We start from the raw sequence: 24,398 nt of genomic DNA, 5'->3' as shown, positions 1-24,398 counted from the left end.
TAGGGCGCAGATTCTACAGAAAGGTCGCACCTATGACAAGCCATATTTTGAAAAAATTGGCGAAAAGCTAATCGCCAATGAAAAGTGCCGAGATCATGCCCTTTAACCATGTATTAATCAACGTTTTTTAGTGTATTATTCAGCGAATAAACTAGATAAGAATACCTTACAAGTACTAACCTCAGCCGGATTTACAATGGATTTTAAAGCTATCCAAGCCCTTACTGCCGATGACATGGCAAAAGTGGACGAAACAATTCATGCGCAGCTCAACTCTGACGTCTCTTTAATTAACCAATTGGGTTTTTACATTGTCAGTGGTGGCGGTAAACGTATTCGCCCACTTCTAGCCGTGCTTTCTGCACGCGCTCTTGGCTATCAAGGTGAGGCACACAACACTGCCGCGGCTTTTATTGAATTTATTCATACGGCCACTTTGCTACACGACGATGTGGTCGATGAATCAGACATGCGCCGTGGTAAAGCCACTGCTAATGCGGCATTTGGCAATGCGGCCAGCGTACTGGTCGGTGACTTTATCTATACTCGTTCATTTCAGATGATGACAGAGCTAGGATCATTAAAGATCCTTAAGCTAATGAGCGATGCTGTAAACGTGATTGCCGAAGGCGAAGTGCAACAGTTAATGAACTGCAACAACCCAGATACCAGCGAAGAAAGCTACATGCAGGTTATCTATTCTAAGACGGCTCGTCTGTTTGAAGCAGCAACCCAAATTGGCGCCATTCTTACCGAGGCGCCTGCAGAGGTTGAAGTTGCACTGCAAAATTACGGCAAATACCTTGGCACCGCTTTCCAACTTATCGACGATGTGATGGATTACACTTCCGATGGCGAAGAGATGGGTAAAAACGTTGGTGACGATTTGGCCGAAGGTAAACCAACATTGCCACTTTTATACGCGATGCAACATGGTAGCCCAGAACAAGCAGCGATGATTCGAGAAGCGATTGAGAAAGCTAACGGTATGGAACGTTTAAATGAGATTCTTGCCGCGATGGAACAAACCGGCTCGCTAGAATATACCCGTAATAAAGCATATCAAGAAGCTGACAAAGCTATTGCTCAGTTAGCGGTATTAGAAGAGTCAGACTACAAACACGCTCTCGTTACCTTGGCGCACATGTCAGTAAATCGCACCAGTTAATTCGAGCGCTTCAATCGATACAACAACGGGAACCAAATGGTTCCCGTTTACCTCTTTAATAGAGGCCTTTCCCAGATCAGCAAAACGAAGGCAACTTGACGAACGATTGGCTCTACAATCTAACGCTGTTAGCCCCAATCGCCGTTACCCGCATTTACTACGTTAGCAACAATACTTTTTCTGAGAGGTGAAATTAGTATATTTTGTGAGCGATCTATTTTTATAGTTTATAAAAATATCATTGTTGCAGTTAGGTCTATCATTCTTCTCGAGAAAATAGCGCCTGTCACTTTAACGTCATCCGTTCGTCATCCACTTCTCATTTAACTGCAGCCTAGCTGTAACTCAGCGTTGATCCTTAATTTAACCATGCCCCGATGGGTTGATTGTGGTCGATGCTAGGCAAGTGCCAATAAAAACCTTGGCTCGTTATCTGAACGTCGCCCAAGCGACTGACCAGCTCAAAAACAGCATCACGACACCTGATCCACAAAGGCAATCTCGTGCTGCGTGACCTACTCAGCACTTTTACTATCAAAATTATGTACTTGTTAAGCTAGATAGCTCGCCAAATTCGTCTCAGGGTCTCTCTAGATAAGCAGCGTGATTCACTAGTGTTTACTTGTATATTAGTCACACAAGCTAAATACCGATCTCGATGTAGCGAAAAATTAGATTGACGAAAAAATAGCCAGAAGAAATGCTAGGTAGAAAATATCATCACAACAATAAGGAAGTTACCTAGACATGCTGCCCTTTAAAATACAACTACGCTCAATAATAGCCACAACATTAACGCTATCACTCGCAGTGAGTTCTTTTGCCACGTTAGCGGCCGATAAAGTTTATCGTTTAAAACTGGCCGAAACTTGGGGACCAAATACCCCCATTCTTGGTGATGCAAGCAAAAACATGGCGAAGCTCGCCGAAGAAATGTCCAATGGTCGCTTAGTTATTCGCATCGATTCTGCCAATAAGCATAAAGCGCCGCTGGGTATTTTTGATATGGTCAAATCTGGCCAGTACGATCTTGGTCACTCAAGCTCTTACTACTGGAAAGGTAAAGTCCCCAACACGCTCTATTTCTCCTCAATGCCGTTTGGCATGATCTCGACCGAGCAATACGCATGGTTTTACCGTGGTGGTGGGATGGAGTTAATGCAAAAAGTCTATGCCCCGCATAACCTGTTGTCATTCCCAGGTGGTAATTCAGATATCCAAATGGGTGGCTGGTTTAAAAAAGAGATCAATTCGATTGATGATTTGAAAGGTCTCAAGATTCGTATTCCAGGCTTTGCTGGTGAAGTCATGGCTCGGGTTGGCGCAGCGCCGACCAATATCGCTCCAGGAGAGCTTTATACCTCATTAGAGCGCGGAACTATCGATGCACTTGAATGGGTAGGTCCTGCATTTGATTTAAGAATGGGCTTTCAAAAAATCGCGCCTTATTACTACACCGCATGGCATGAACCAGGGTCAGAGACGCAGTTTTTGGTCAATAAAAAGACTTGGGAAAAGCTACCCGCAGACTTACGAACAATTCTAGAGACCGCGTTTAGAGTCGCTGCGTTTGATATGTATACTCAAGCTATTGATGCTAACGCCAATAGTTGGGCAACCATGAGCGCAGAATACCCAGATATCAAAGTTCGAGACTTTCCGCCACAAGTACTCGAAGCGATGCAAACCGCGACTGAAGAACTACTCGCAGAGCAAGCGAACCAAGATCCTTTAGCCAAAGAGATCATTGAGTCGCAAAAGCAGTACTTAACCAAAGTTCGCGCTTGGACTGATATCTCCTCAAAAGCCTACTTAAACAATTAGTCAACACAATTGGCAGAAGGCGACTTCTGCCAATTATTTCCCTATACGGCCGCGCAGTAAACTTATCATTCAAACTGTCATTAAATTTCATGAAAAATCAATTTGTGATAGTCATCGGAAAAACATTTAAATCAACCACAATCAAATAGTGATCAAAGTCACTCAATAATCATTGATAAATTAATTTAAAACCAAATAAACGATCTTGATCACAATTTAATTTTATATTGATTTTTTATATATGTGATTTTTATCAATTAATATTTATTGACATATTTGATAAATGCATTTTGTTGTAAAATTACAATGTCAAGAAGTGAATTAGATCACGGAAATTTACTTTGGCGTGGGAGTTTATGCAGTTCTGATCACGAAAAACCCGTTGTCAGTTCTTAATTGAATTTGTGTGGTAGATTGATTGGGTACTAAGCAATCAACGGTTTTGGCGAACCGTACTACGACACTATTCATCAGAACATCAAACGGGGAAATATGATGATATCACCAGATACCAAGATCAAGATACAAAATTTTGGTCGTTTTCTATCAAACATGGTAATGCCAAATATTGGCGCGTTCATCGCGTGGGGCTTTATTACCGCATTATTCATTCCAACTGGCTGGCTGCCTAATGAGACACTAGCGGCCATGGTTGGGCCTATGATTACTTACTTACTTCCTCTGCTTATCGGCTATACCGGCGGTAAACTCATTGGTGGTGACCGTGGCGCTGTGGTTGGTGCAATCACCACCATGGGGGTAATTGTCGGGACCGACATTCCAATGTTCATGGGGGCAATGATGGTTGGCCCATTAGGCGGCTGGGCTATCAAAAAGTTTGATCACTACATTGATGGGAAAGTGAAAAGCGGTTTTGAAATGTTGGTTAACAACTTCTCGGCCGGAATCATAGGGATGGTATGTGCCATTATCGCTTTCTTCTTTATCGGTCCATTTGTCAAAATGCTCTCCGGTGGTCTTGCTGCAGGCGTTCATTTCCTAGTTTCAGCCCACCTTTTACCTTTGACCTCTATCTTTGTTGAACCAGCGAAAATTCTATTCCTCAATAATGCCATCAATCACGGCATTTTTTCACCACTGGGTATTCAACAAGCCAATGACATGGGTCAATCGATCTTCTTCTTAATTGAAGCTAACCCAGGACCTGGTTTGGGGATTCTATTGGCATACATGGTGTTTGGTAAGGGCACGGCACGTCAAACTGCAGGCGGAGCATCGATCATTCACTTCTTTGGCGGTATTCACGAGATTTACTTCCCATACATTCTGATGAATCCACGTTTAATTCTGGCGGCTATTGCTGGCGGTATGACAGGCGTATTCGTGCTAGTGCTTTTTAATGCAGGCCTAGTGTCACCAGCATCTCCTGGTTCTATTTTTGCCGTTCTACTGATGACACCTAAGGCATCGATTGTTGGTGTGCTTGCTTCAATTGCGTCAGCCACTGGTGTGTCATTCATGGTTGCTTCGCTACTGATGAAAACGCAAACATCAAGTGAAGAAGACGGCGATGAAGCGGCCCTTGAAAAAGCGACTTCACAAATGAAACAGATGAAGTCTGCGCCAAAAAGCTCTGCATCAGTCAACCGCGCAAGTAAAAGCAACCTTGACCTCGCCAATCTACACAGCATTATTGTCGCTTGTGATGCTGGTATGGGCTCAAGTGCTATGGGTGCCAGTATGCTACGTAAGAAAGTGCAAAGCGCAGGCCTAAATATTAATGTGACCAATCTGGCAATTAACAGTTTAACTGAAAGCGCGGAGCTCGTAATAACGCACAAAGACTTAACTGACCGCGCGCGCCAGCACGCTCCAAATGCACAACATATTTCTCTGAGTAACTTTTTAGACAGCGAAATGTACAATCAGCTAGTAACTAAACTATTAGCCGCGCAAAAATCCGCAGCCAATGACGAACAAGCACTCAAGGTGTCAGTTCTCGCCGCCAATGACGATCACTACCAGCCTCAACCAACTTCAGTGTTCAAAATTGGCGAAGCTAACATTCACTTAGGATTAAGCGCTGCCAATAAAGAACAGGCGATTCGCTTTGCTGGCAACAAATTAGTTGAAATGGGTTACGCCGAGCCAGAGTACGTCGATGCTATGTTTGAGCGTGAAAAGCTCGTCCCAACCTACTTAGGCGAGTTTATCGCTGTCCCTCACGGCACCATTGAAGCAAAAGATAAAGTCAAAAAAACCGGCATTGTGATTTGCCAATACCCCGCTGGGATTCAATTCACAGATGACCAACAAGATCTAGCAAAACTGGTTATCGGTATTGCCGCAAAAAATGATGAGCACATTCAAGTGATCACTACCATTACCAACGCACTCGATGATCCGGAAGCAATCGAGAAGCTAACTAGCACCAATGATGTTGACGAGATACTCCGCATCTTAGGTCGCTCACAAGCTGCTTAATATTTTGCTCCTGAGCAAAACTGAGGTCAGCTGTCCCCCTTTATAACGGTTGACCTCACCCTAGAGTCGTTATTTTTATATTGGTAGGTAAATTATGAAAAATGCAGTTCATTTTGGTGCGGGTAATATTGGTCGTGGCTTTATTGGCAAATTACTAGCCGATGCCGATGTTTCGGTCACTTTTGCCGATGTCGATACCCCTTTGGTTGATCAACTCAGCCACAAACAAGAATACAAAGTCAAAGTCGTAGGCAGCGAGTGCCAAACAGATACCGTGACTTACGTAACTGCCGTCAACTCAGCCAGCGACGAAGTAATCGAGCGTATCGTTAGAACTGACTTGGTCACGACCGCTGTTGGGCCCAACGTGTTGGACATCATTGCAAAAACAATCGCGACCGGCATTGCAAGACGTTTCGAGGCGGGTAATAAAGCACCGCTGAATATTATCGCGTGTGAAAACATGGTGCGCGGGACTACGCATCTGAAAACTCAGGTGTATCAACACTTAGATCAAGCATTGCACGCAAAAGCAGACGAGTTGGTTGGTTTTGTCGATTCAGCAGTTGACCGGATTGTTCCACCAGCAGAAGCGGCCAACGATGATCCTCTTGCTGTCACGGTGGAAAGCTTCAGTGAATGGATTGTCGATGAGCAGCAGTTTAAAGGAGACATCCCTAATATTCCTGGGATGGAAAAAACCGATAACCTGATGGCTTTCGTCGAACGCAAACTATTTACCCTTAATACAGGGCACTGCATCACAGCTTACTTAGGTTGTTTAAAAGGGCATCGTACCATTCGCGAGGCCATTAATGATCCAGAGATTCAAGCCGACGTCAAACAAGCAATGCATGAGAGCGGCGAAGTATTAATCCGACGCTATGGCTTTGATCGCGAGTTGCACAACGCCTATATCGATAAGATCTTGAGTCGCTTTGCCAATCCCTATCTGGTTGATGAAGTGGATCGTGTGGGCCGCCAACCAATTCGTAAACTTGGTCCAAACGATAGATTAATCAAGCCATTACTAGGTACAATAGAGTATGGCACTAAAAACAGCGCCCTTTTAAAAGGCATTGCTGCCGCACTGAAATATCAAAATAGTGATGACCCACAAGCTGTTGAACTGCAAAGTTCACTCACAGAAAAAGGCATTAGCAGCACCTTATCTGACTATACAGGGCTTGACACTAACAGCCAGGAAGTGGCTGAAATAGAGCGTATTTTCAATACGCTCTAACCAACAAACCAGGGGGAGTCAACGCTCCCCTTTCTAATTAATTATTTAGTTCAGTATATGGCAGACAAGATTAACGAAACAGAGATTATAGAGCAATTAAACAACGCCCCTTCGGTGCGAGGTTTCTTTATTGCTGCCGTAGATGTTTTTACCGACTCTATTGATGCACTCATGCAGCGAATTTTTCGCAAAGATAATTTTGCCGTACAGTCTGTTGTCGGGCCTCTGCTTGGTGACTCAGGTCCGTTAGGCGATCTTTCTGTCCGCTTGAAACTGCTTTATGGATTAGGCGTGTTGCCTGACCAGATCTATCACGACATTGAAGATATCATCAAACTTAAACATAAACTCAATAGCGATGCGACCGACTATGAGTTTACCGATCCTAATATTCTTGGCCCGATTAAAAATCTCAATTTAGTTCAGAAAATGAGTATGGTTAATCTTGAAGTTAGCGAACCTGATGACGATATCGATCTCGATTTTTATCAGTTACAACTGCAACGCCAGCAACAAATCATAAAATCAGGTCTCTCTCTTGCCATCGTTGAAATCTGCAATGAACTGGGTAAAGAGAGCCCTTTTTAATTGTTAGGTCGCAAAAAAAAACCGAAGATTTCTCTTCGGTTTTTTTGTCGGAGCACAATAGAGTTTGATCTAAAATCTATCTTTTCAAACACAATCTAACGATAAGACATGCCACCGTTAGATCATTTATGACACTAGTTCCGACCGGCACTGTCACATAAAATACAATAAAGTTTGATCAATTTTTTTATACCCTAGACGGATTCAAAGTCCTCGTCTTATGTTAATGGGACTCGCTATATAGCGGAGTCAGGGAGATAAGGCTTATTTAGATGGTTCTGAGTTTGCTGAGTTTTCTTTGCTTCCCAATGAGTGATAAACACAACAGACACAATGATGATCGTCGCACCAATCCACAACCTGCCTGGAGGGGCCCAACCAAACATCATCCATCCGGCTATAATATTGAGCGGCAGTTTGGCGTGATCAAAAGGTTGGAGAAATGACGCTTCGACAATGGAATAGGCTTTTACAATTGACCACTGCGCCAAAGCTGTTGAGACGCCGGCCAAAAACAGCAAACACCAAACCTCGATCCCTTGTGGCATCTTCCATTCTGGTATTGAGATCACAATATTGAATGGTGTGATCAGTATCAGCAGGTAGATCACCATTGTTGATGGCGGTTCGTCACTAGAGAGTTTTTTGACAATTAATGAATAGCAGGCCCAAAAGAAAGCCGCGCATACCGGAAGAAGTGCAGCCCAGCGAAAAGCATCGCTCCATGGTTCAAGGATGATCATCGCACCAATAAACCCAGTCAGTGTTGCTATCCATCTAGCCGAGCCAACATGTTCCTTGAGAATGAGCCCACAACCTAAGGTAGTAAACAAAGGCGAAATCATCAGTAGGGCGATACCTTGCCAAATTGGCACTGGATAGGCCAAGGCCCACATCCATAGCTGAATCCCAATAACAGATAGAAAAACGCGAAAGATATGCCAACCTAATTTTTGGGTTCTTAAGGAACGACGAATGCCTAGACCTTTTAGGCAGGGCAGGATTACAACAAGTGCAATAGCATATTGGACAAAAGTGATGGTGGTTGAGCTAAGCCCATAATGGATACTCAGCCATTGAGCTAGTATATTAACTAGAGCGAAAGAAATCCCCGCGACTAGCATCCATCCTGCTCCAAATACAGAGTGGTTATTATTGTGCATAGATTGACGTGCTCTAAATTAATATACGCAAGCAGCTATGGAAATGATTTAATTTAATTATTCACAACTGGCATGTATAGTTATAATCAACTTATTTATAGTGTTTTTTTTCAGAGGTGGAGCAAATGAAAATATTGTTGTGCGAAAATAAAATTATTTGTGTGATTGCATTATCTAGGCTGAACAAATATTTGTTTAGCCTAGATAACTGACGTTGTTATATCAGTAGATGATTGATGACACTAACTATTAGTGTTCTTTAACTACGTCACTTAAGTCTACGCGTAGACGAGGGCCATAAACACCTTCAGGTAGGCGCTTGCCACAACTCACGACCATACAAACCTCAGCCTCTTTAGTCAGGTTAAGTATTGATTTGATTTCGTTTTCTTCAAAACCTTCCATTGGGCAGCTGTCGTACTCTTTTTCAGCTAGTGCATACATAAACGTCATAGCTGCTAAAGCGGCACTTTTATTGAGAATCACACGTACGTCATTGCGACGCAGTTCTTGTCCCGCTTCGCCATCTAAGCCTTTGTATTCAATCAAACCTTCGCCGCCGTATAGGAAAGGCATATCTTTCTCATAGTAAGCAAATACATGTTCTGGCGTATTTGGTTTGCTAGCAAAAGCATTACGAATTACTTTCGCATTCATCTCAGCGCGTTGACGCCATTTCTGTGGTGCAGTAACAAAAACAATCAGCTCATTCGCCGTTTTAGCCGCGTTTTGGCCAAGGCAACACTCTTTCATTTTCTCTAGCATCTCAGGGCTTCTTACGCGATGGAATTCCCATAGTTGCATGTTGGAGCTATTAGGTGCCAGAGTGGCTAATTCAAGAGCTTGTGTCACTACATCTGCATCATATGCATAATCTTTATCATATTTACGTACAGCACGGCGGTAATTAACCACATCGCGAAAAGCTTTCATAAATATTTCCTATATTTCAATTTAATCGACGAGTGCAATTTATCAGCATAACAGTGTCAAAATGAAATATTTTTTGATGTTTCACAAATGAAACATTTTGAAACGATGAAATATTCAAAATGACATTTTTGGCGTCGAATAACATGACTAATACGAGATTGATCACAATTGAATATGGAAAATAAATGTTCAAATTGGATTTTTGAGCAATCAATCAAGATTCAAAATTTCATTTTGTCATATTTCTATTGAAAATTTTGGTTTTCCATAATGATTCATTCATCAGTCCACATTCAAAACCAAAGGTAATTAACGATGAATCAAAATGAAAAAGTTCCCGCAAGGGGATGGGCGATAGTATGGATAGCTTGGCTTGCTTTCATGGTTGCTAACTTATCAAACTTCGCTTTTGGTGTAATTTTGCCAGATATGCGTGCAGATATTGCATTTGACTTAGAAACAGCGGGCTGGCTCAGCGCTATCGCCTGGATTGGTAAAGGTCTACTGACGATTCCAATCATCTGTTTCATTAGTAAAGGAAAACCTAAGACTGTTTTATTTGGCATTTTCTTAATCTTAGGTATAGGCATGTTGCTACAAGGCTTCGCCACTAACGTCACTATGCTGTTTATCGGTCGTCTATTTGTAATGGGTGTAGCAGCGGGTATCGTTTCGGTACTGGTTGTCTTTAAAATTCAATGGTTTCCTAAAGAAAAACTGGGCTCAATTAACGGTATCGAAATGTTTACCGGCCCTGCAGGTCAAATGTTAGGTACTGCGGCGCTCCCAATGTTCCTTGCCATGATGACAGGCTGGCGTGAAGTTATGAACGTAATGGGCGTATTCTCACTAATTCTCGCTTTTGCATGGTTGTTCGTCGCAAAAAATAAGAATGAAACACAGTCTAACTACGAAAAAGTACCAGTTCTACAACCGCTTAAAGAGGCATTAACGTACAAGAATACTTGGATCTTAGCCATTGCTTGGCCAATGACATCACTGACTTGGATCGCGGTATATACCTTCTGGCCAACTTACGCGGTAGAGAGTTTAAATCTATCTATTGCTCAAGCGGGTATGGTTCTGGGCTTCTTGCCAATCGGCTCTGCCATTGCCTGTTTAGTCTCGCCAATCTTGGCGCAGAAATGGGGGTATGACAAACCGCTTATCGTTGCTTCAGGCGTGGTTCTGCCAATCGCATATTACAGCTTGATGCTAACGGCGAGTGTACCTTTGCTATCTATTGCAACCTTTATTGCTGGCTACGCTGCATACAATTTTGTTCCGCTTGCGTTCACCACGCTTTACAAAACAGACATGTCTCCACGTGCAGTATCAATGGGAACAGGCTTTATCTTCTCACTTGTGGGCCTTGGCGGTGCCGCTGGTGGTGCAGCGACCGGTTGGTTAGGTACTCAATACGGTTTGGAAACAGCGCTCTCTTTAACATGTATTACTCCAGCGCTATTCGCGGTCCTAACCATGTTTTTAACTGAAACGGGCTGGAAAGCCGAACAGAAGAAAACACAAAACTTAGAAACTCCATTAGAAAAGAAACCAGCTTAATGAGCTGATAACGAATAATTACGAATTAAAGGTGTGAAATGAACTTCCTACTCGAGAAAGAACATCAAGCAATTTTTGAAAAAGCAAAAGCGTATAGCTTGGAATGCTTAGCTCCTTTCGCTTCTCAACTAGAAAACGATCGCGAGTTGTTAAAAGCTAAAATGAAAGAAATGGCTGAGCAAGGCTTCTATGGCTTAGGCATTCCGAAAGAAATGGGTGGCCACAGCTACAACTACCTACAAATGTCTTTGGTTTATGAAGGCTTAGCACATGGCAGCGGCATCATGTCATTCCTGTTGCAACTGCAAAACAACATCAACATGGAAATCGCAACCTTCTATGAAGATATCGACCCTGAGCTACTAAAAGTTGTACCAGACTTAGCAAATGGCAATAAAACCACAGCTTTTGTTCTGACTGAAAGTGCATCAGGCTGCGATCCATCGGCAACAAACGCATACGCGGAACTGGTTGGTGACGAATACATCATTCGCGGGCAGAAAGACTGGATCACCAATGCGCAAGATGCTGATTACTTCAACGTGATGGTGAAAGACGGTAAAGACAGCCAAAACATGATCATGCTGTTTGTACCAAACGGTGTTCCTGGTCTTCGTTACATCGCAAACCGTGAGCGCATGATTGGTAACGGCATTGTAGTGGGTAGCTTAGAGTTTGATAACTGTGTGGTACATAAGAGCAACCTTCTTTCTGCCAATGGTTTTAAAGAAGCGTTGAAAGCGATTGACGTAGCTCGCGTATTTACTCCAGCAATCGCCATCGGTGTTGCTCAGCAAGCGGTTGATTCGGTAGCTGAATATCTAGGCCAGCGTGAATCGTTCGGCAAGCCAATTCTGACTAACCAAGGTATCCAATGGCAGTTGGCTGAGATGAACACCAAAATCGAAGCTGCGCGTTGCCTGTTGTACAAAACAGCAGCAGTGATGGATAGCGGTGAGCCAGTTGCAAATATCGCAGCAATGAACAAGTTGTTCGCAACCGACGTAGCGATGGAAGTCACGGTGAAGTGTGCTCAATTGTTTGGTGCAGAAGGCTTTATGAAAGATGCGCCAATCGGTAAAGCAATGGCCGTAGCGAAAATGCTACAGATTGTTGATGGCACGACTGAAATTCAAAAAATCGTGGTAGGACGTGGCATCGCACGCCAATACCTACCACGCCGTTAAGAGCATTTTAAACAGATATTAGATAGCTAGTTTCAATAGCGACCAAACTCTGAAGCTAGCCAGTTTTAGCCTGAATTGATACCCAAATTTAAATAATAGGAATATTTAACATGTCACTAAATAACAAAATTATGGATGTAAAAGAAGCAATCGACCTAATTAAATCTAGAGATTGCGTTGCAATTAACGGTTTTGGTTCTCTTTGTTTCCCTGAGACAGTTGCTATCGCTCTTGGCCAAAAATTCCTTGAACAAGGCCAGCCACGAGATCTGAGCTACTACTTTGGTGCTGGCTTAGGTGAATCTCAAGAAGGTCGTCTAATTGACGCCATCTCTCACGAAGGCATGGTTCGTCGCGTTGTTGCTTCTCACTTCATCAAAATGTTGGGGCTGAAAAAGCTTGCCGCTGAAAACAAAATTGAAGCTTACAACCTACCATATGGCCCAATCAGCCACTCATTCCGCGCGGCTGCTGCAAAGCAACCAGGCATCCTAACTAAAGTCGGCCTAAAAACATTCGTTGACCCTCGTAACAGTCGCGGCGCATTAAACGATCGTTCAACCGATACACTAGCAGAACTGATGGAAATCGGTGGCGAAGAGTTCTTGTTCTACAAAGCACCAAAAGTAGATGTGGCAATCATCCGCGGTACCACAGTGGATGTGAACGGTAACGTATCATTTGAACATGAAGCGTTCTACTTAGACCCATACAGCACGGCAATGGCGGCGAAAGCGAATGGCGGTAAAGTTATCGTTCAAGTAGAGCGCGTTTCTGCAACGGCATCTCACCCTCGTACGGTAAAACTTCCAGCAGCAATCATCGATGCAGTGGTAGTTGATGGCGAGCAAATGCAAACCATGATCGAGAAGTACGAACCTGCATACACTGGTGAGTTCGTAATGCCTGCAGCTGATATTCCTAAAAAGCACGAAACCATTGCTCACCTAACATCGGGCAGCGGCAAGAAACCTCGTGAACTTCTACATAAAGTTATTGCGCGTCGCGCAGCGATGGAACTGGCTGATGGCGCAGTGGTTAACTTGGGTATCGGTGTTCCTGAGTTGGTACCAAATGCCGCTAAAGAAATCGGTATGTCGACAAATATGTATCTAACAATTGAAGCAGGTCTAATCGGTGGAACACCTGTTGGTGGTCTATCGTTTGGTGCGGTTTTAAACCCAGAAATGTGCCAAGAAACGTCTAGCCAGTTTGACCTATACGACAGCGGCATTTTGGACATTACATTCGTAGGCGCGATGCAAGTGGATGGTGCGGGTAACGTAAACGTAAGCCGTGCAGGTGACAAGATCATTGGTGTGGGTGGCTTCGTTAACCTAACAGCAAGTGCGAAAAAAGCTGTGTTCTGTTTCCCATTCTCGGGCGGCGGTCTGAAAACTGAGATTGCAAACGGCAAGCTAACCATCCACCAAGAAGGTATGTACCCTAAATTTGTCGATAAAGTGGATGAGATTTCAGCAAGTGGCGACTTCCGTGCAGAAGAAGGCGGCCTAACAATCTACGTAACAGAGCGTTGTGTATTTGAGCGTACTCGTGACGGCATGGTTCTGTCTGAAATCGCACCGGGTGTAGACCTACAGAAAGATATCCTTGACCAACTTCCGTTTGCACCAATCGTGCTACCTACATTGAAAGAGATGGATGCACGCTTCTTCCAAGAAGAGTTGTAATTCCAAGCAAAACCCGGCTCGCAAGGGCCGGGGAACTTCACGAGATAGAGTGCTCTTAACTGAGGTGAAATCATTCAGCGGCTCATAGAGGTGCTAGCGTATGAAAAACAATTGTTGTTATGAAATGGCGAAGGACATTTTTATTTATCACTTGGGCATGAGCGAGAAAGAAGCGAAAAAGCAATTAGCCTCGATGTTTCCAAATGGTCAATTTGAATCAATTCTTCATCAAGCTGGTGAAAGTAAAGAACAACACTATTCAGAATTTAAAAAGGTGTAATTGTGGCTGAACTAATTATTAATAAGAAAGAATCTTGGGTGTCAGACTCCATTGATGGCACGCTTTATACTCAACGCTTGGGTAATTTAGTTAAGTTGGATTTTAACAACGACATCAAAGTGATTACTCGCAAAAACTGGAAAAAAGATAAAGTGGCGATCATTTGTGGTGGTGGTTCGGGCCACGAGCCAGCCCACGCAGGATTTGTCGGTAAAGGCATGCTAACGGCAGCCGTTTGTGGTGACTTATTTGCAGCGCCAAGTGTTGATGCAGTGCTGAATGCAATCGTTCATGTAACGGGTGAAAAAGGCTGCCTAGTTATCATCAAAAACTACACCGGTGACCGCTTAAACTTCGGCTTGGCGTGTGAAAAAGCCAAAGAGATGGGATACAAAGTCGAACTCGTTATTGTGAATGATGACATCTCAATTTCAAACAACCCTAAACCTCGTGGTATCGCAGGCACACTCTTTGTTCATAAAGTGGCGGGGTATGTTGCAGAACAAGGCGCTTCATTAGAAGAAGTCAAAGCGGCGGCTCAAACCACCATCGATAACACCGCCAGTATTGGTATCGCACTGACAAGCTGTTCACTGCCAGATGCAACCGGTGAAGAGCGCATTGCGCGCGGTAAAGCGGAGCTAGGTCTTGGCATTCACGGTGAAGCGGGTATTGAAACCATTGATGTGGCTGAATGCCGTGAGTTCGTTGAACTTATGTCGAGCAAACTGCTAGAAGCACGTCCAAGTGAAAAACACGCGGTATTGATCAATAACCTTGGTGGATTATCACCAATTGAAATGAACGTTGTGTCGAAAGCCGTCGTTGAATCGAAGTTGGGCAAAGGTACAGAGTGTTTTGTTGGACCAGCAGCACTGATGACGGCTATCGACATGAAAGGTTTTTCACTTTCATTGCTTCGTCTTGATGACGCTACGCGCACTGCACTATTTGCTGAATCTGCCACAGAAGCATGGCCTGGTGCTTTCGAAGTGAGCAAAGAGGCTGTGGTAGCGTGTGAAAACCGCGCAGCGAAAATTGAATATACCCCTAGTCAAAACGATGCAGTAGCAACTGCCATCCGCCAAATATGTGGCACATTGATCGACCTAGAGCCAGAGCTAAACCGACTCGATGCGATTGTGGGTGACGGCGATACTGGCTCTACGTTTGCAGCAGGTGCGCGCAAAGTATTGGTTGAACTTAATGCCAACAATCTACCACTGAATGAGCCAGCAACACTGCTGAACGTCGTTGGTGAGAAATTAACTACCGTAATGGGTGGATCTTCAGGCGTTCTACTATCGATATTCTTTACAGCGGCAGGCCGCCACTTAAGCAGCAGCAATGATTTAGTTGCAGCGCTGCAAAATGGTCTTGCTCGCATGATGCAATACGGCGGTGCAAAACCAGGTGACCGTACCATGATTGATGCGCTTTATCCTGCTCTCGATTCATGGGCAGGACACGGATTAGCACAAGCAGCCAAAGCAGCCAAAAAAGGCGCAGAAGCGACAGCAACAATGCTAAAAGCGAATGCGGGACGCTCATCTTACCTAAACAGTGACAGTTTAAACGGCACTAAAGACCCAGGCGCATACGCGGTGGAACGTGTTTTTGCCTCTTTTTCTCAAGCATAACGAATAATGAATAAGGTAGTTATCATGGACAAAATTATTATCTCTCCAAGCAAGTATATCCAAGGTGAAGGCGCGCTAGCCAACATCGGCAAATATGTGTCAGCCTTTGGTAGTAAGCCATTTTCTATTGCTGACGATTTCGTTATGGGTCTAACACAAGATACCGTCGCAACGAGTTTTGCTGCAGACGGAATCCCAGTGACTTTCGAGCGTTTTAACGGTCAATGTTCTCGCCCTGAGATTGAACGTTTGATCACGCTAGCCCAAGGTGTCGATACTGACGTTATCATTGGTATTGGTGGGGGTAAAACACTTGATACAGCTAAAGCTATTGCTTACTACACTAAGTTGCCAGTCGTTATCGTACCGACGATTGCATCAACGGACGCGCCAACTTCTGCACTAGCGGTTATCTACACGCCAGAAGGTGAGTTCTCAGAGTACCTATTGTTTCCATCGAACCCAAACATGGTAATCATGGACACTGCAATCATCGCAAAAGCACCGGCACGTCTAATTATAGCTGGTATGGGTGACGCGCTGTCTACTTGGTTTGAAGCTCGCGCAAACATGATCTCAGGCAAAGCAACGATGGCAGGTGGCGCACCAACTCGCTCGGCACAGGCGTTGGCGAAGTTGTGCTACGAAACGCTGCTGGCTGACGGCCTAAAAGCAAAAGCTGCGGTTGAAAACGGTGTATCAACTCAAGCGGTTGAAAACATCATTGAAGCGAACACTTACCTAAGTGGTATCGGCTTTGAATCAAGCGGCTTGGCAGGTGCACACGCAATTCATAACGGTTTAACCAAACTGGAAGAGTGTCACCACCTATTGCATGGTGAAAAAGTAGCATTCGGTACTCTAGTGCAATTGGTATTGGAAAACGCTGACTATGAAGAAATTCAAACCGTAATCGGTTTCTGTCGTAGCGTAGGTCTGCCAACCAACTTACATGACATGGGTGTAAAAGAGCTTAACCATGACAAGTTAATGGATGTTGCCATCGCGTCATGTGCAGAGGGTGAAACTATTCACAATATGCCTTTTACTGTGACAGCAGAAAAAGTATTTGCAGCGATTTTAACCGCGCACCAATTGGGCCAGTAATTATCTGATTAAACGATAAAACCTCAGTAGAGCTCTGTAACCTTGCTGGGGTTTTTGACCCTAATCAACTTAGCGGTATTTAACGGGGTTCGTATCTCAATATCGGATCAAAGAGATACCGTTAATACCACTCAAATTTACAATAGGTTGTTAGTATTTTTTTGAGTTGTAAATATGCGTACCTCCAGTGAAAAGTACAAAAAGTGGTTACTCCACGTTCAAAATAATTGGCCTAACCAAGACAGCACTAAAGACCCTTTGGTGTGCTCATGGCTAGACGACAAACATCTTTGTGCTTTTGACTGGGATACCCAATCAACTTCAAGAAAATCCTTATTAGCCAACGCATCTTATGCAATTAACTATATCGACCACTTACAAAGCACCAATCTACTTGCTGTACTAGGAGCTGGCAGTGCTTGGTGCTTGCTCGATCCCAAAGGGGTTGTGCTGGCGATTCAAACTTCGCTAGAATTAAAAGTCCCACTGACTGAATTAGGTATTGAAGAGGGCTTTTGTTTTGCCAAATCGTTAATTGGCACAACCGCTTTTTCACTCGCTCAAGAGAGCCTTAACGTTGCCACGACAGGCTGTCATGAAACCTATAAAAAGGTACTCCACGAAATCGCATTTGTTTGTGTGCCTGTTCGCAATGACCATCATGGTTTATTTTTGATGGCTCTGTATGACAAGCCGCATGAAAAATCGCTACTTTTTGCCAAACACCACCTCGAGGCGTTGACGCACTATCCATCGAGAAGCTTAGGCAACGTCATGTTGTTTGAAGATATTTTGGATTCAATGTCTGAAATGGTGTTTGTGTTTGGTCACGACCGCCAATTGCAATACACCAATGATAAAGCACGTCATCACATCCAGCGTGGCATGGTACATCTTGACGGGCTGCCAGTATTGGAGGTCTCCGCAATACCGGGAGAGATGGAATTAGAAAGCGTCAATGTTGAAGTCGAGCAACTTCAAGTGACTGGGCATATACGCCGTCAACGTGTGCGAGGCAAATATATTTGTTTCGTGAAATTAACTAGCCAAGCCAGTGTAAGTGGTAGTTGGCGTGATGTTGTGTTGTCACAATGCTTGGCTAAAGACAACTACATCGACCGGTTCTTAACCAAAGGCAACAAAGGTGGGTTACGTCTGTTTATTACATCATCCGTTGGTGCGGGTGAGCACTATGTGGTGGACTACATTGCCAAACAATTAGCGCATAAGCAGCGTTTTAAAATAGATTGCATGGCTGGCTTTATGGAGCATGGCGGCAACCCAGAAGCAATGGAAATCAGTAAAAAGCAATTTCTTAGTGTTTTGAATGATGCCAATGGCCATATTTTGTGTATCGAGAACATCGATTTGCTGTGCGCCGAATTGCAAAGCACGTTGCTTAAGGTGTTGTCGACTGGCTTCATCAGCGATGCCGCAGGTCACTATCAAACCTTCAATATTGAGCTGATCTGCTGTGCTTCGGCAGTGTATGACTGGGAAACGTCACGCCTTAACCGTTTACTGTATATGAAACTCTCTTTAGCGGAACTCACGTTAAGACCTTTAAACCAAGATCTCTCACGCTTGCAGCGCGTACTTGATATGACTATCGAACAACTGAGTTTAAGTGAAAGAGCCAATATTCAATTTGAAAGCGAGGCCTTGAGTGCTCTGATGAATTATCACTGGCCTGGCAACTTTTTAGAACTATTTCAAATACTTGAAAATGCAACTCAGTTATGTGGCAACGGACTTATCACCTTGGATACCTTGCCTGAACGAATAAAAAAGCGTAATGCGGGTGAGAAAAAAATCGTCAACATAGCGGATGCGGAACGAAACGTAATTATCAATGCTTGGCAAGAGAATGGCGGCCGAGCAGCAAGCGTAGCGAACGCATTAGGCATGAGCCGAACTACGCTATGGCGAAAGATGAAAAAACATGGCTTAACCTGCCAATTAATGACAGCGAAAGCGTAAAAAGGATATTACCATGGGCACATTACATTACGGTATTCAAGATGTTCGATTGGAGGGGCTAAAATCGCCAGGATTGATTAAAGACTTTGTTCAATTAATGGCAAAGGTTAGTCAATCTTCAATGAGTGTTGAAGGTATGTTCTTGCTGTTTAGCCATGATTTTGTTTGCTTATCGCAACGCGGCAATAAGAGCTTAAAATCCTTACTCGAAGAGCATGAGTATGTGGTTGGTCACTATTGGTCGCCAGAAAAGTTGGGAATACAAGAAGTCTATGATTTGCGTATTAGCAGCAAGCAGCACCTCTATGTAAAGAGTCAGCCAATTACCGATAACGAGCTTGGTATATTAGGTTATGTTACGTACATTCATCTCAACAAAGAGATGTTGAGTCATGTTGATATTAGCTTAATGACCATGGCTACGTGCTTGAATGAAATGAGCCGATGTCGTATTCAGCAACGAGCTGAAGGATTTAATCGCCATTATATTGAAACACGTAAAGCTTGCTTTCTAGTGGTCGATAACGACGGTTTTATTACTTATGGTAGCCCTGAATTTTTTGCCCAGTTTGAAACCGCGCCGAATGAAATTATTAACGGCAATCTTTTCGAATACTTCCTATTTCCACCTAAGATTAAGTCTTTAATTTGTGACAATCAGGCGGTCAATGGTGACAACGTTGATTTCGATTTCGCGGGGCAATTAAAGCAATACAAGCTGAATTTTCACCTAATCGATGATAGTCACCGTATTTTGGACTTTGCGCCGATAGAGCTAGCAACCGACAAACCAGAGCAAAGCCATCGGTTGATTTCAACACTGGATCGGTACACCACCGACTCGCCGCTGATGCAGCGCGTGATTTCAGTAGCGAAAGAATCAGTGAAAAATACCTCACCAATATACATCTTAGGTGAAGAGGGAACGGGTAAGCGCAGCTTAGCTTTAACGATTCATAATTCTTGTGAGCATTATAGTGAAGGGCCGTTTATCGCAGTAAACTTACACTCGGTGAAACCAGGAGATTTATCAGCGTTGTTACTCGGAACCGATGATGGCGAAGGGGCAAAATCGAAGTTTGAGTTAGCCAATGGCGGCACCTTATATATCGAGAGAATTGATCTGTTGCCAGGGGTACTACAGGCGGCGCTAACGCACATCATTTTGACCAAAACGCTGTTTGATATTAATACCAACAAGTCGGTCGATCTTAACTTCCGCTTAATCACCAGCTCAATTAAGCCGTTAGAAGATTTGGTGCATGAACGTCGTTTCTGTCCATCGCTCTATTACTACCTCACAGGGGCGTCGTTGGTTTTGCCTAATCTTCAAAAGCGTACCGAAGACATTCCGATGATTGTTGAGCATAAATTAAGCGAATTGTATGGCGGACGAGATGCGGTGGACAAGAACTTGCTCAACTTCCTGCTTAAGTATGCGTGTAATCGTATCTGGTCGGGGAATATTTCAGAGCTAGCTAAGTGGATTGAACACACGTTCCTACATCGTGATAGCATGCTGCTAGATGCCTCGTCTGCTGAAATGATGTCTTGTGTGGCCACGCCAATACAACCTTTAGAAGAAATCGAGAAGCGTGAAATTGCTAACGCGTTGGTGGTGCTAAATCGACAGTATGTCGATGTGTCGAATCAACTCGGGATAAGCTTATCAACCCTGAGACGTAAAATTACTAAGTACTCACTATAACAGGCAGCTAAGCTATATAAGTAAAATTGCGTTGCACACTGCTTGGTGTAACGCAGTATGCCAAGTTGATTATGATCTGCTTCAGCCAGGCTGGATACTTCACGTCACGTAAGGGTAGCTGAAATTTTCTAAAGCTTTTCTGCTACCCTTACGGTCCAATCCAAGATTGATTCGATTGGAATAACTGTCGGGTGTCGGAGGACACCAAAAATTAAAATTAGGATCGGGTGGTCGATGTCTTTATCACCTGATACTCGGTTAACAGATAAAGCTCTTTCGATGGCTTATGAGTCACGTGGTAAGCCTAAAGGTGTCATGTTCCATAGCGATCAAGGTAGTCACTATACCAGTCGTAAATACCGCCAATTACTGTGGCGTTTTCAAATAAAACAGAGTTTATCTCGCAGAGGAAATTGCTAGGATAATACGCCAATGGAGCGTTTCTTTAGAAGCCTGAAGAGGGAATGGGTGCAAACTGTGGGTTATCGCAGCTTCGCTTAAGCTCAACAAGAGATCACCAACTATATTATCGGATATTACTGCCAACTAAGGCCACATCAGTATAACGGTGGCCTAACGCCCAATGAACCAGAACGATTACATTGGGAAAGCTCTAAAACCGTGGCCAATTTTAGTTGACCACTACATCCCTTCCCTTCGCCTCGTTTTTCATCTAAACGCTTTTGGTTTTTCTTATTGAGTGGCTTATCTACATCTGACATAAAAAACCTCCGACTAAGCTAAACTTAGCAGGAGGTTAAGAACGATCAATCTTTATTGTAACTAATCAAACTTTATTGTCCGCCGACACTTTTTTGTCTTTTCCCTATCGGCTACTCAACCGTCACCGCTTTGGCTAGGTTACGCGGTTGGTCAACATCGGTGCCTTTGATCAAAGCCACATAGTAAGAGAGCAACTGCATCGGAATCGTGTAGTAAATTGGCGCGGTGATTTCACTTACGTGAGGTAAAGTGATGATCTTCATCGTTTCATCCGCTTCAAAGCCAGCATCGGCATCAGCAAAGACATACAGCAGACCACCACGCGCACGCACTTCTTCAACGTTCGATTTCAACTTTTCTAGTAATTCGTTGTTTGGTGCTACCACTACCACCGGCATGTCAGCATCAATCAACGCTAAAGGACCATGCTTGAGTTCGCCTGCCGCGTATGCTTCTGCGTGGATATATGAGATCTCTTTCAGCTTAAGAGAGGCCTCCATCGCAATGGGGTAAAACTCACCACGACCTAGGAATAAAGTATGGTGTTTATCGGCAAAATCAGTGGCTAGCTCTTCAATGTCTTTTTCAAACGACAAGGCTGATTCAATCTGCTTTGGTAGCGCATGAAGAGCAGTAACGATCTCTTTTTCTTTCTCTTTACTGATACGATTTTGCTGTTTACCTAATGCCGTCACTAACATCAATAAAGCAGCAAGCTGCGTGGTAAAAGCTTTGGTTGACGCAACACCAATTTCAACCCCAGCTCGGGTCATAAAGGCAATGTCAGACTCACGAACCAGTGACGATCCTGCGACGTTACAGATAGTCATTGCCGCCATATAACCTTTTTCTTTCGCCAAACGCAGTGCTGCCAACGTGTCCGCAGTTTCACCCGATTGGGACAAGGTAATCAGTAAACTATTAGGCCGTGTAACAAATTTGCGATAACGGAACTCAGACGCAATTTCGACATCACAGCTGACACCAGCGATATCTTCAAACCAGTAACGCGCAGTCATACCAGCATTGTAAGAGGTACCACACGCGACAATTTGCACGTGCTCGACTTTACTCAAGATGTCTGTGGCGTTAACACCGATCGCTTCTGTCACCACAGAGTCACCTGTAATACGGCCTTCCATCGTGTTGATCAGCGCCGTTGGCTGCTCGTAAATCTCTTTTTGCATAAAGTGGCGATATTGACCTTTGTCACCGGCATCATGCTCTGCATTTGATTCAGTGATCTCACGTTCAACACGTTCACCTTGCTCATCAAAGACACTCACTTCACGACGAGTGATCTCTGCAACATCACCCTCTTCTAAGTACATAAAGCGGCGAGTGACGTTTAACAGTGCGAGTTGATCAGAGGCCAAGAAATTTTCACCAACCCCAAAACCAATCACTATCGGGCTGCCAGAACGGGCAACAACAATACGGGAAGGATCTTTACGATCCAACGCTACCGTACCGTACGCACCTTCTAGTTGTGCTGCCGTTTTTTGCAAAGCTTCCACTAGCGTTTCAGAGCTACGCAGTTCCCACTCCACCATATGAGCAATCACTTCGGTATCGGTTTGCGATTCAAATACATAACCACGTGATTTCAGCAAACCACGTAATTCTTCGTGGTTTTCGATGATGCCGTTGTGCACAACCGTAATGTCACCAGACATATGTGGGTGAGCATTGGCTTCAGATGGCTCGCCATGAGTTGCCCAGCGAGTATGTGCGATACCAGTACCACCAATAACCTGCGCAGAGTCCACGGCATCGGCCAGTTCTTGCACTTTCCCTAGGCGACGTACACGAGTCAGGTTTGATTGACCATCAACCACTGCCACACCCGCTGAGTCGTAGCCGCGATACTCTAAGCGGCGTAATCCCTCGACTAAAATTTCAGCCACATCTCGTTGTGCTACCGCACCGACGATTCCACACATAAGTAACTCCAATATTTCATTCCGATTGGCAGCAAGCAAAGGCCCGATTCGGAGTAGTTAAGATTAAAACGTATATTCTGTGTTATGCACAAACCACTTTGATACCATGAGACTGGATGATTTTTTTTGTCTCTGGATCTAAGTCTTTATTGGTAATTAAGATGTCGATTGCATCCCAAGCCAACTCTAGGTTAGGTATTTTGCGACCAATCTTTTCTGATTCGACCATGACGATAACTTCTCGCGAGACTTCAGCCATCACTTTGCTCAGACCGACCAACTCATTGAAGGTCGTGGTGCCACGGTCTAAATCCACCCCGTCCGCACCAATGAATAGCTGATCGAAGTCATATGAGCGTAGAACAGATTCAGCCACCTGACCTTGAAATGACTCTGAGTGCGCATCCCAAGTACCGCCTGTCATCAATAAAGTCGGTTCGCTTTCAAGCTCATTAAGTGCATTGGCAACATTCAGGGAGTTGGTCATCACCACCAATCCACGCATACCATCTAACTGCTTGATCAATGCGCCCGTAGTGCTGCCACTGTCGATCACGATACGATTGTGCTCACGAAGCAATTTGGCTGCAGCCTGAGCCAACTCATTCTTTCGAACCGAAACACTTGCACTCAATTCGTCATTGACCACCTCTTTGGGTAATGCAATCGCACCACCATAACGACGCAGTAGCTGGCCATTTTTTTCTAGGGAGGCTAAGTCCTTTCTAATTGTGACTTCAGAGGTTTCAAACTGGAGGGATAACTCTTCAACACTGACTTCACCCTTGTCATTGACTAAGTTAGAAATCGCGTGTCTTCTCAATTGAGTGTTTCGTTTCGACATTAATTATTCAACGACAAGTTTCATTGTGAAACTTATTATAGCCAAAACGAAACTTTTACGTCCATTTATTTCGATCCAAAAAATTAATAAATAGCGCAGAAACCTTGTTCTAAGACAATTCTTAAGCAGTGATATTAGAGTGATTCGGTGGTAGAATTCGCATCCGAAAAGAAAATAAATTACAGAATTGACCGCTATACTGTGTGTGTTACGTCAATATATTCCCGTGACATCACAAAAATAGCGCCTGAAATCCCAACAAGTTGGTCATAAAATGACTAAACTTTGTGAAAGACTTTCAGTTCTGAAGCCAACTGAATGTAGCGCTGTCTTAGTAAGTTGGCAGGCACAAAATGCCGAAATGA

17 protein-coding genes and 1 pseudogene are annotated in these 24,398 nt (G+C 44.0%); 14 read left to right on the top strand and 4 right to left on the bottom strand.

The annotated features are described in order from the left end of the window. Positions 1–196 precede the first annotated feature (196 nt). The 5 genes from ispB (at position 197) to BS19_RS04720 (ending at position 7,268) form a co-directional block, all read left to right on the top strand. Positions 197–1,168, top strand: coding sequence for an octaprenyl diphosphate synthase (gene ispB, locus BS19_RS04740; protein WP_038173695.1), 972 nt, complete (start codon positions 197–199; stop codon positions 1,166–1,168). A 747-nt stretch (positions 1,169–1,915) separates the two neighbouring features. Beyond that, positions 1,916–2,992 carry a TRAP transporter substrate-binding protein gene (locus BS19_RS04735; RefSeq protein ID WP_038173692.1) on the top strand — a complete coding sequence of 359 codons (1,077 nt, stop codon included), beginning with the start codon at positions 1,916–1,918 and terminating at the stop codon, positions 2,990–2,992. Positions 2,993–3,487: 495 nt separating this feature from the next. Further along, positions 3,488–5,437, top strand: a complete 1,950-nt coding sequence (locus BS19_RS04730; protein WP_038173691.1) for a PTS mannitol transporter subunit IICBA — start codon at positions 3,488–3,490, stop codon at positions 5,435–5,437. 94 nt (positions 5,438–5,531) lie between these two features. Continuing rightward, the gene (locus BS19_RS04725; RefSeq protein WP_038173689.1) at positions 5,532–6,680 is read left to right on the top strand and encodes a mannitol-1-phosphate 5-dehydrogenase; all 1,149 of its coding nucleotides are present in this window, start codon (positions 5,532–5,534) and stop codon (positions 6,678–6,680) included. Positions 6,681–6,737: 57 nt separating this feature from the next. Beyond that, on the top strand, positions 6,738–7,268 hold the full coding sequence (locus tag BS19_RS04720; RefSeq protein ID WP_038173688.1) for an MltR family transcriptional regulator: 531 nt from the start codon (positions 6,738–6,740) through the stop codon (positions 7,266–7,268). Between the two features lie 236 nt (positions 7,269–7,504). On the opposite strand, the gene BS19_RS04715 is transcribed toward BS19_RS04720, so the two are convergent. Then, positions 7,505–8,431 (bottom strand): DMT family transporter, encoded by a 927-nt coding sequence (locus tag BS19_RS04715; protein ID WP_051686496.1) that lies wholly within the window; start codon positions 8,429–8,431, stop codon positions 7,505–7,507. Positions 8,432–8,680: 249 nt separating this feature from the next. Further along, complete coding sequence (locus tag BS19_RS04710) at positions 8,681–9,364, bottom strand: nitroreductase family protein (RefSeq protein WP_038173684.1); 684 nt, start codon at positions 9,362–9,364, stop codon at positions 8,681–8,683. 315 nt (positions 9,365–9,679) lie between these two features. On the opposite strand from BS19_RS04710, the gene BS19_RS04705 reads away from it, so the two are divergent. The 9 genes and pseudogenes from BS19_RS04705 to BS19_RS04665 form a co-directional block, all read left to right on the top strand. Continuing rightward, positions 9,680–10,930, top strand: a complete 1,251-nt coding sequence (locus tag BS19_RS04705; protein ID WP_038173683.1) for an MFS transporter — start codon at positions 9,680–9,682, stop codon at positions 10,928–10,930. A gap of 38 nt (positions 10,931–10,968) precedes the next feature. Continuing rightward, complete coding sequence (locus BS19_RS04700) at positions 10,969–12,117, top strand: acyl-CoA dehydrogenase family protein (protein ID WP_038173682.1); 1,149 nt, start codon at positions 10,969–10,971, stop codon at positions 12,115–12,117. Between the two features lie 110 nt (positions 12,118–12,227). Next, the gene (locus BS19_RS04695) at positions 12,228–13,808 is read left to right on the top strand and encodes an acyl CoA:acetate/3-ketoacid CoA transferase (protein ID WP_038173681.1); all 1,581 of its coding nucleotides are present in this window, start codon (positions 12,228–12,230) and stop codon (positions 13,806–13,808) included. A gap of 100 nt (positions 13,809–13,908) precedes the next feature. Beyond that, a complete protein-coding gene (locus tag BS19_RS04690) occupies positions 13,909–14,088 on the top strand; it encodes a hypothetical protein (protein ID WP_038173679.1) in 180 nt (59 codons plus the stop codon). 2 nt (positions 14,089–14,090) lie between these two features. After that, on the top strand, positions 14,091–15,728 hold the full coding sequence (locus tag BS19_RS04685; RefSeq protein WP_038173678.1) for a dihydroxyacetone kinase subunit DhaK: 1,638 nt from the start codon (positions 14,091–14,093) through the stop codon (positions 15,726–15,728). A 24-nt stretch (positions 15,729–15,752) separates the two neighbouring features. Continuing rightward, positions 15,753–16,835, top strand: coding sequence for a glycerol dehydrogenase (locus BS19_RS04680; protein WP_038173677.1), 1,083 nt, complete (start codon positions 15,753–15,755; stop codon positions 16,833–16,835). A gap of 174 nt (positions 16,836–17,009) precedes the next feature. Further along, the gene (locus BS19_RS04675; protein ID WP_038173675.1) at positions 17,010–18,815 is read left to right on the top strand and encodes an AAA-type ATPase lid domain-containing protein; all 1,806 of its coding nucleotides are present in this window, start codon (positions 17,010–17,012) and stop codon (positions 18,813–18,815) included. A 13-nt stretch (positions 18,816–18,828) separates the two neighbouring features. Next, positions 18,829–20,523: a sigma 54-interacting transcriptional regulator gene (locus BS19_RS04670; RefSeq protein WP_038173673.1), complete on the top strand. Its 1,695-nt coding sequence runs from the start codon at positions 18,829–18,831 to the stop codon at positions 20,521–20,523. 222 nt (positions 20,524–20,745) lie between these two features. Further along, positions 20,746–21,162, top strand: a pseudogene (locus BS19_RS04665) (DDE-type integrase/transposase/recombinase); the annotation flags it as partial. Between the two features lie 194 nt (positions 21,163–21,356). Here BS19_RS04665 and glmS read toward each other — a convergent pair. Both glmS and BS19_RS04655 read right to left on the bottom strand, forming a co-directional pair. Further along, positions 21,357–23,189 (bottom strand): glutamine--fructose-6-phosphate transaminase (isomerizing), encoded by a 1,833-nt coding sequence (gene glmS / locus BS19_RS04660; RefSeq protein WP_038173672.1) that lies wholly within the window; start codon positions 23,187–23,189, stop codon positions 21,357–21,359. 82 nt (positions 23,190–23,271) lie between these two features. Beyond that, entirely contained in the window at positions 23,272–24,033 is a 762-nt protein-coding gene (locus BS19_RS04655; protein ID WP_038173671.1) for a DeoR/GlpR family DNA-binding transcription regulator, read from the bottom strand. Between the last annotated feature and the right edge of the window lie 365 nt (positions 24,034–24,398).

The organism is Vibrio pacinii DSM 19139, from assembly GCF_000711795.1.
Lineage (GTDB): Bacteria > Pseudomonadota > Gammaproteobacteria > Enterobacterales > Vibrionaceae > Vibrio > Vibrio pacinii.
Note: the sequence above shows the minus strand (reverse complement) of the source record. Positions and strands in the feature narration are given on the sequence as shown.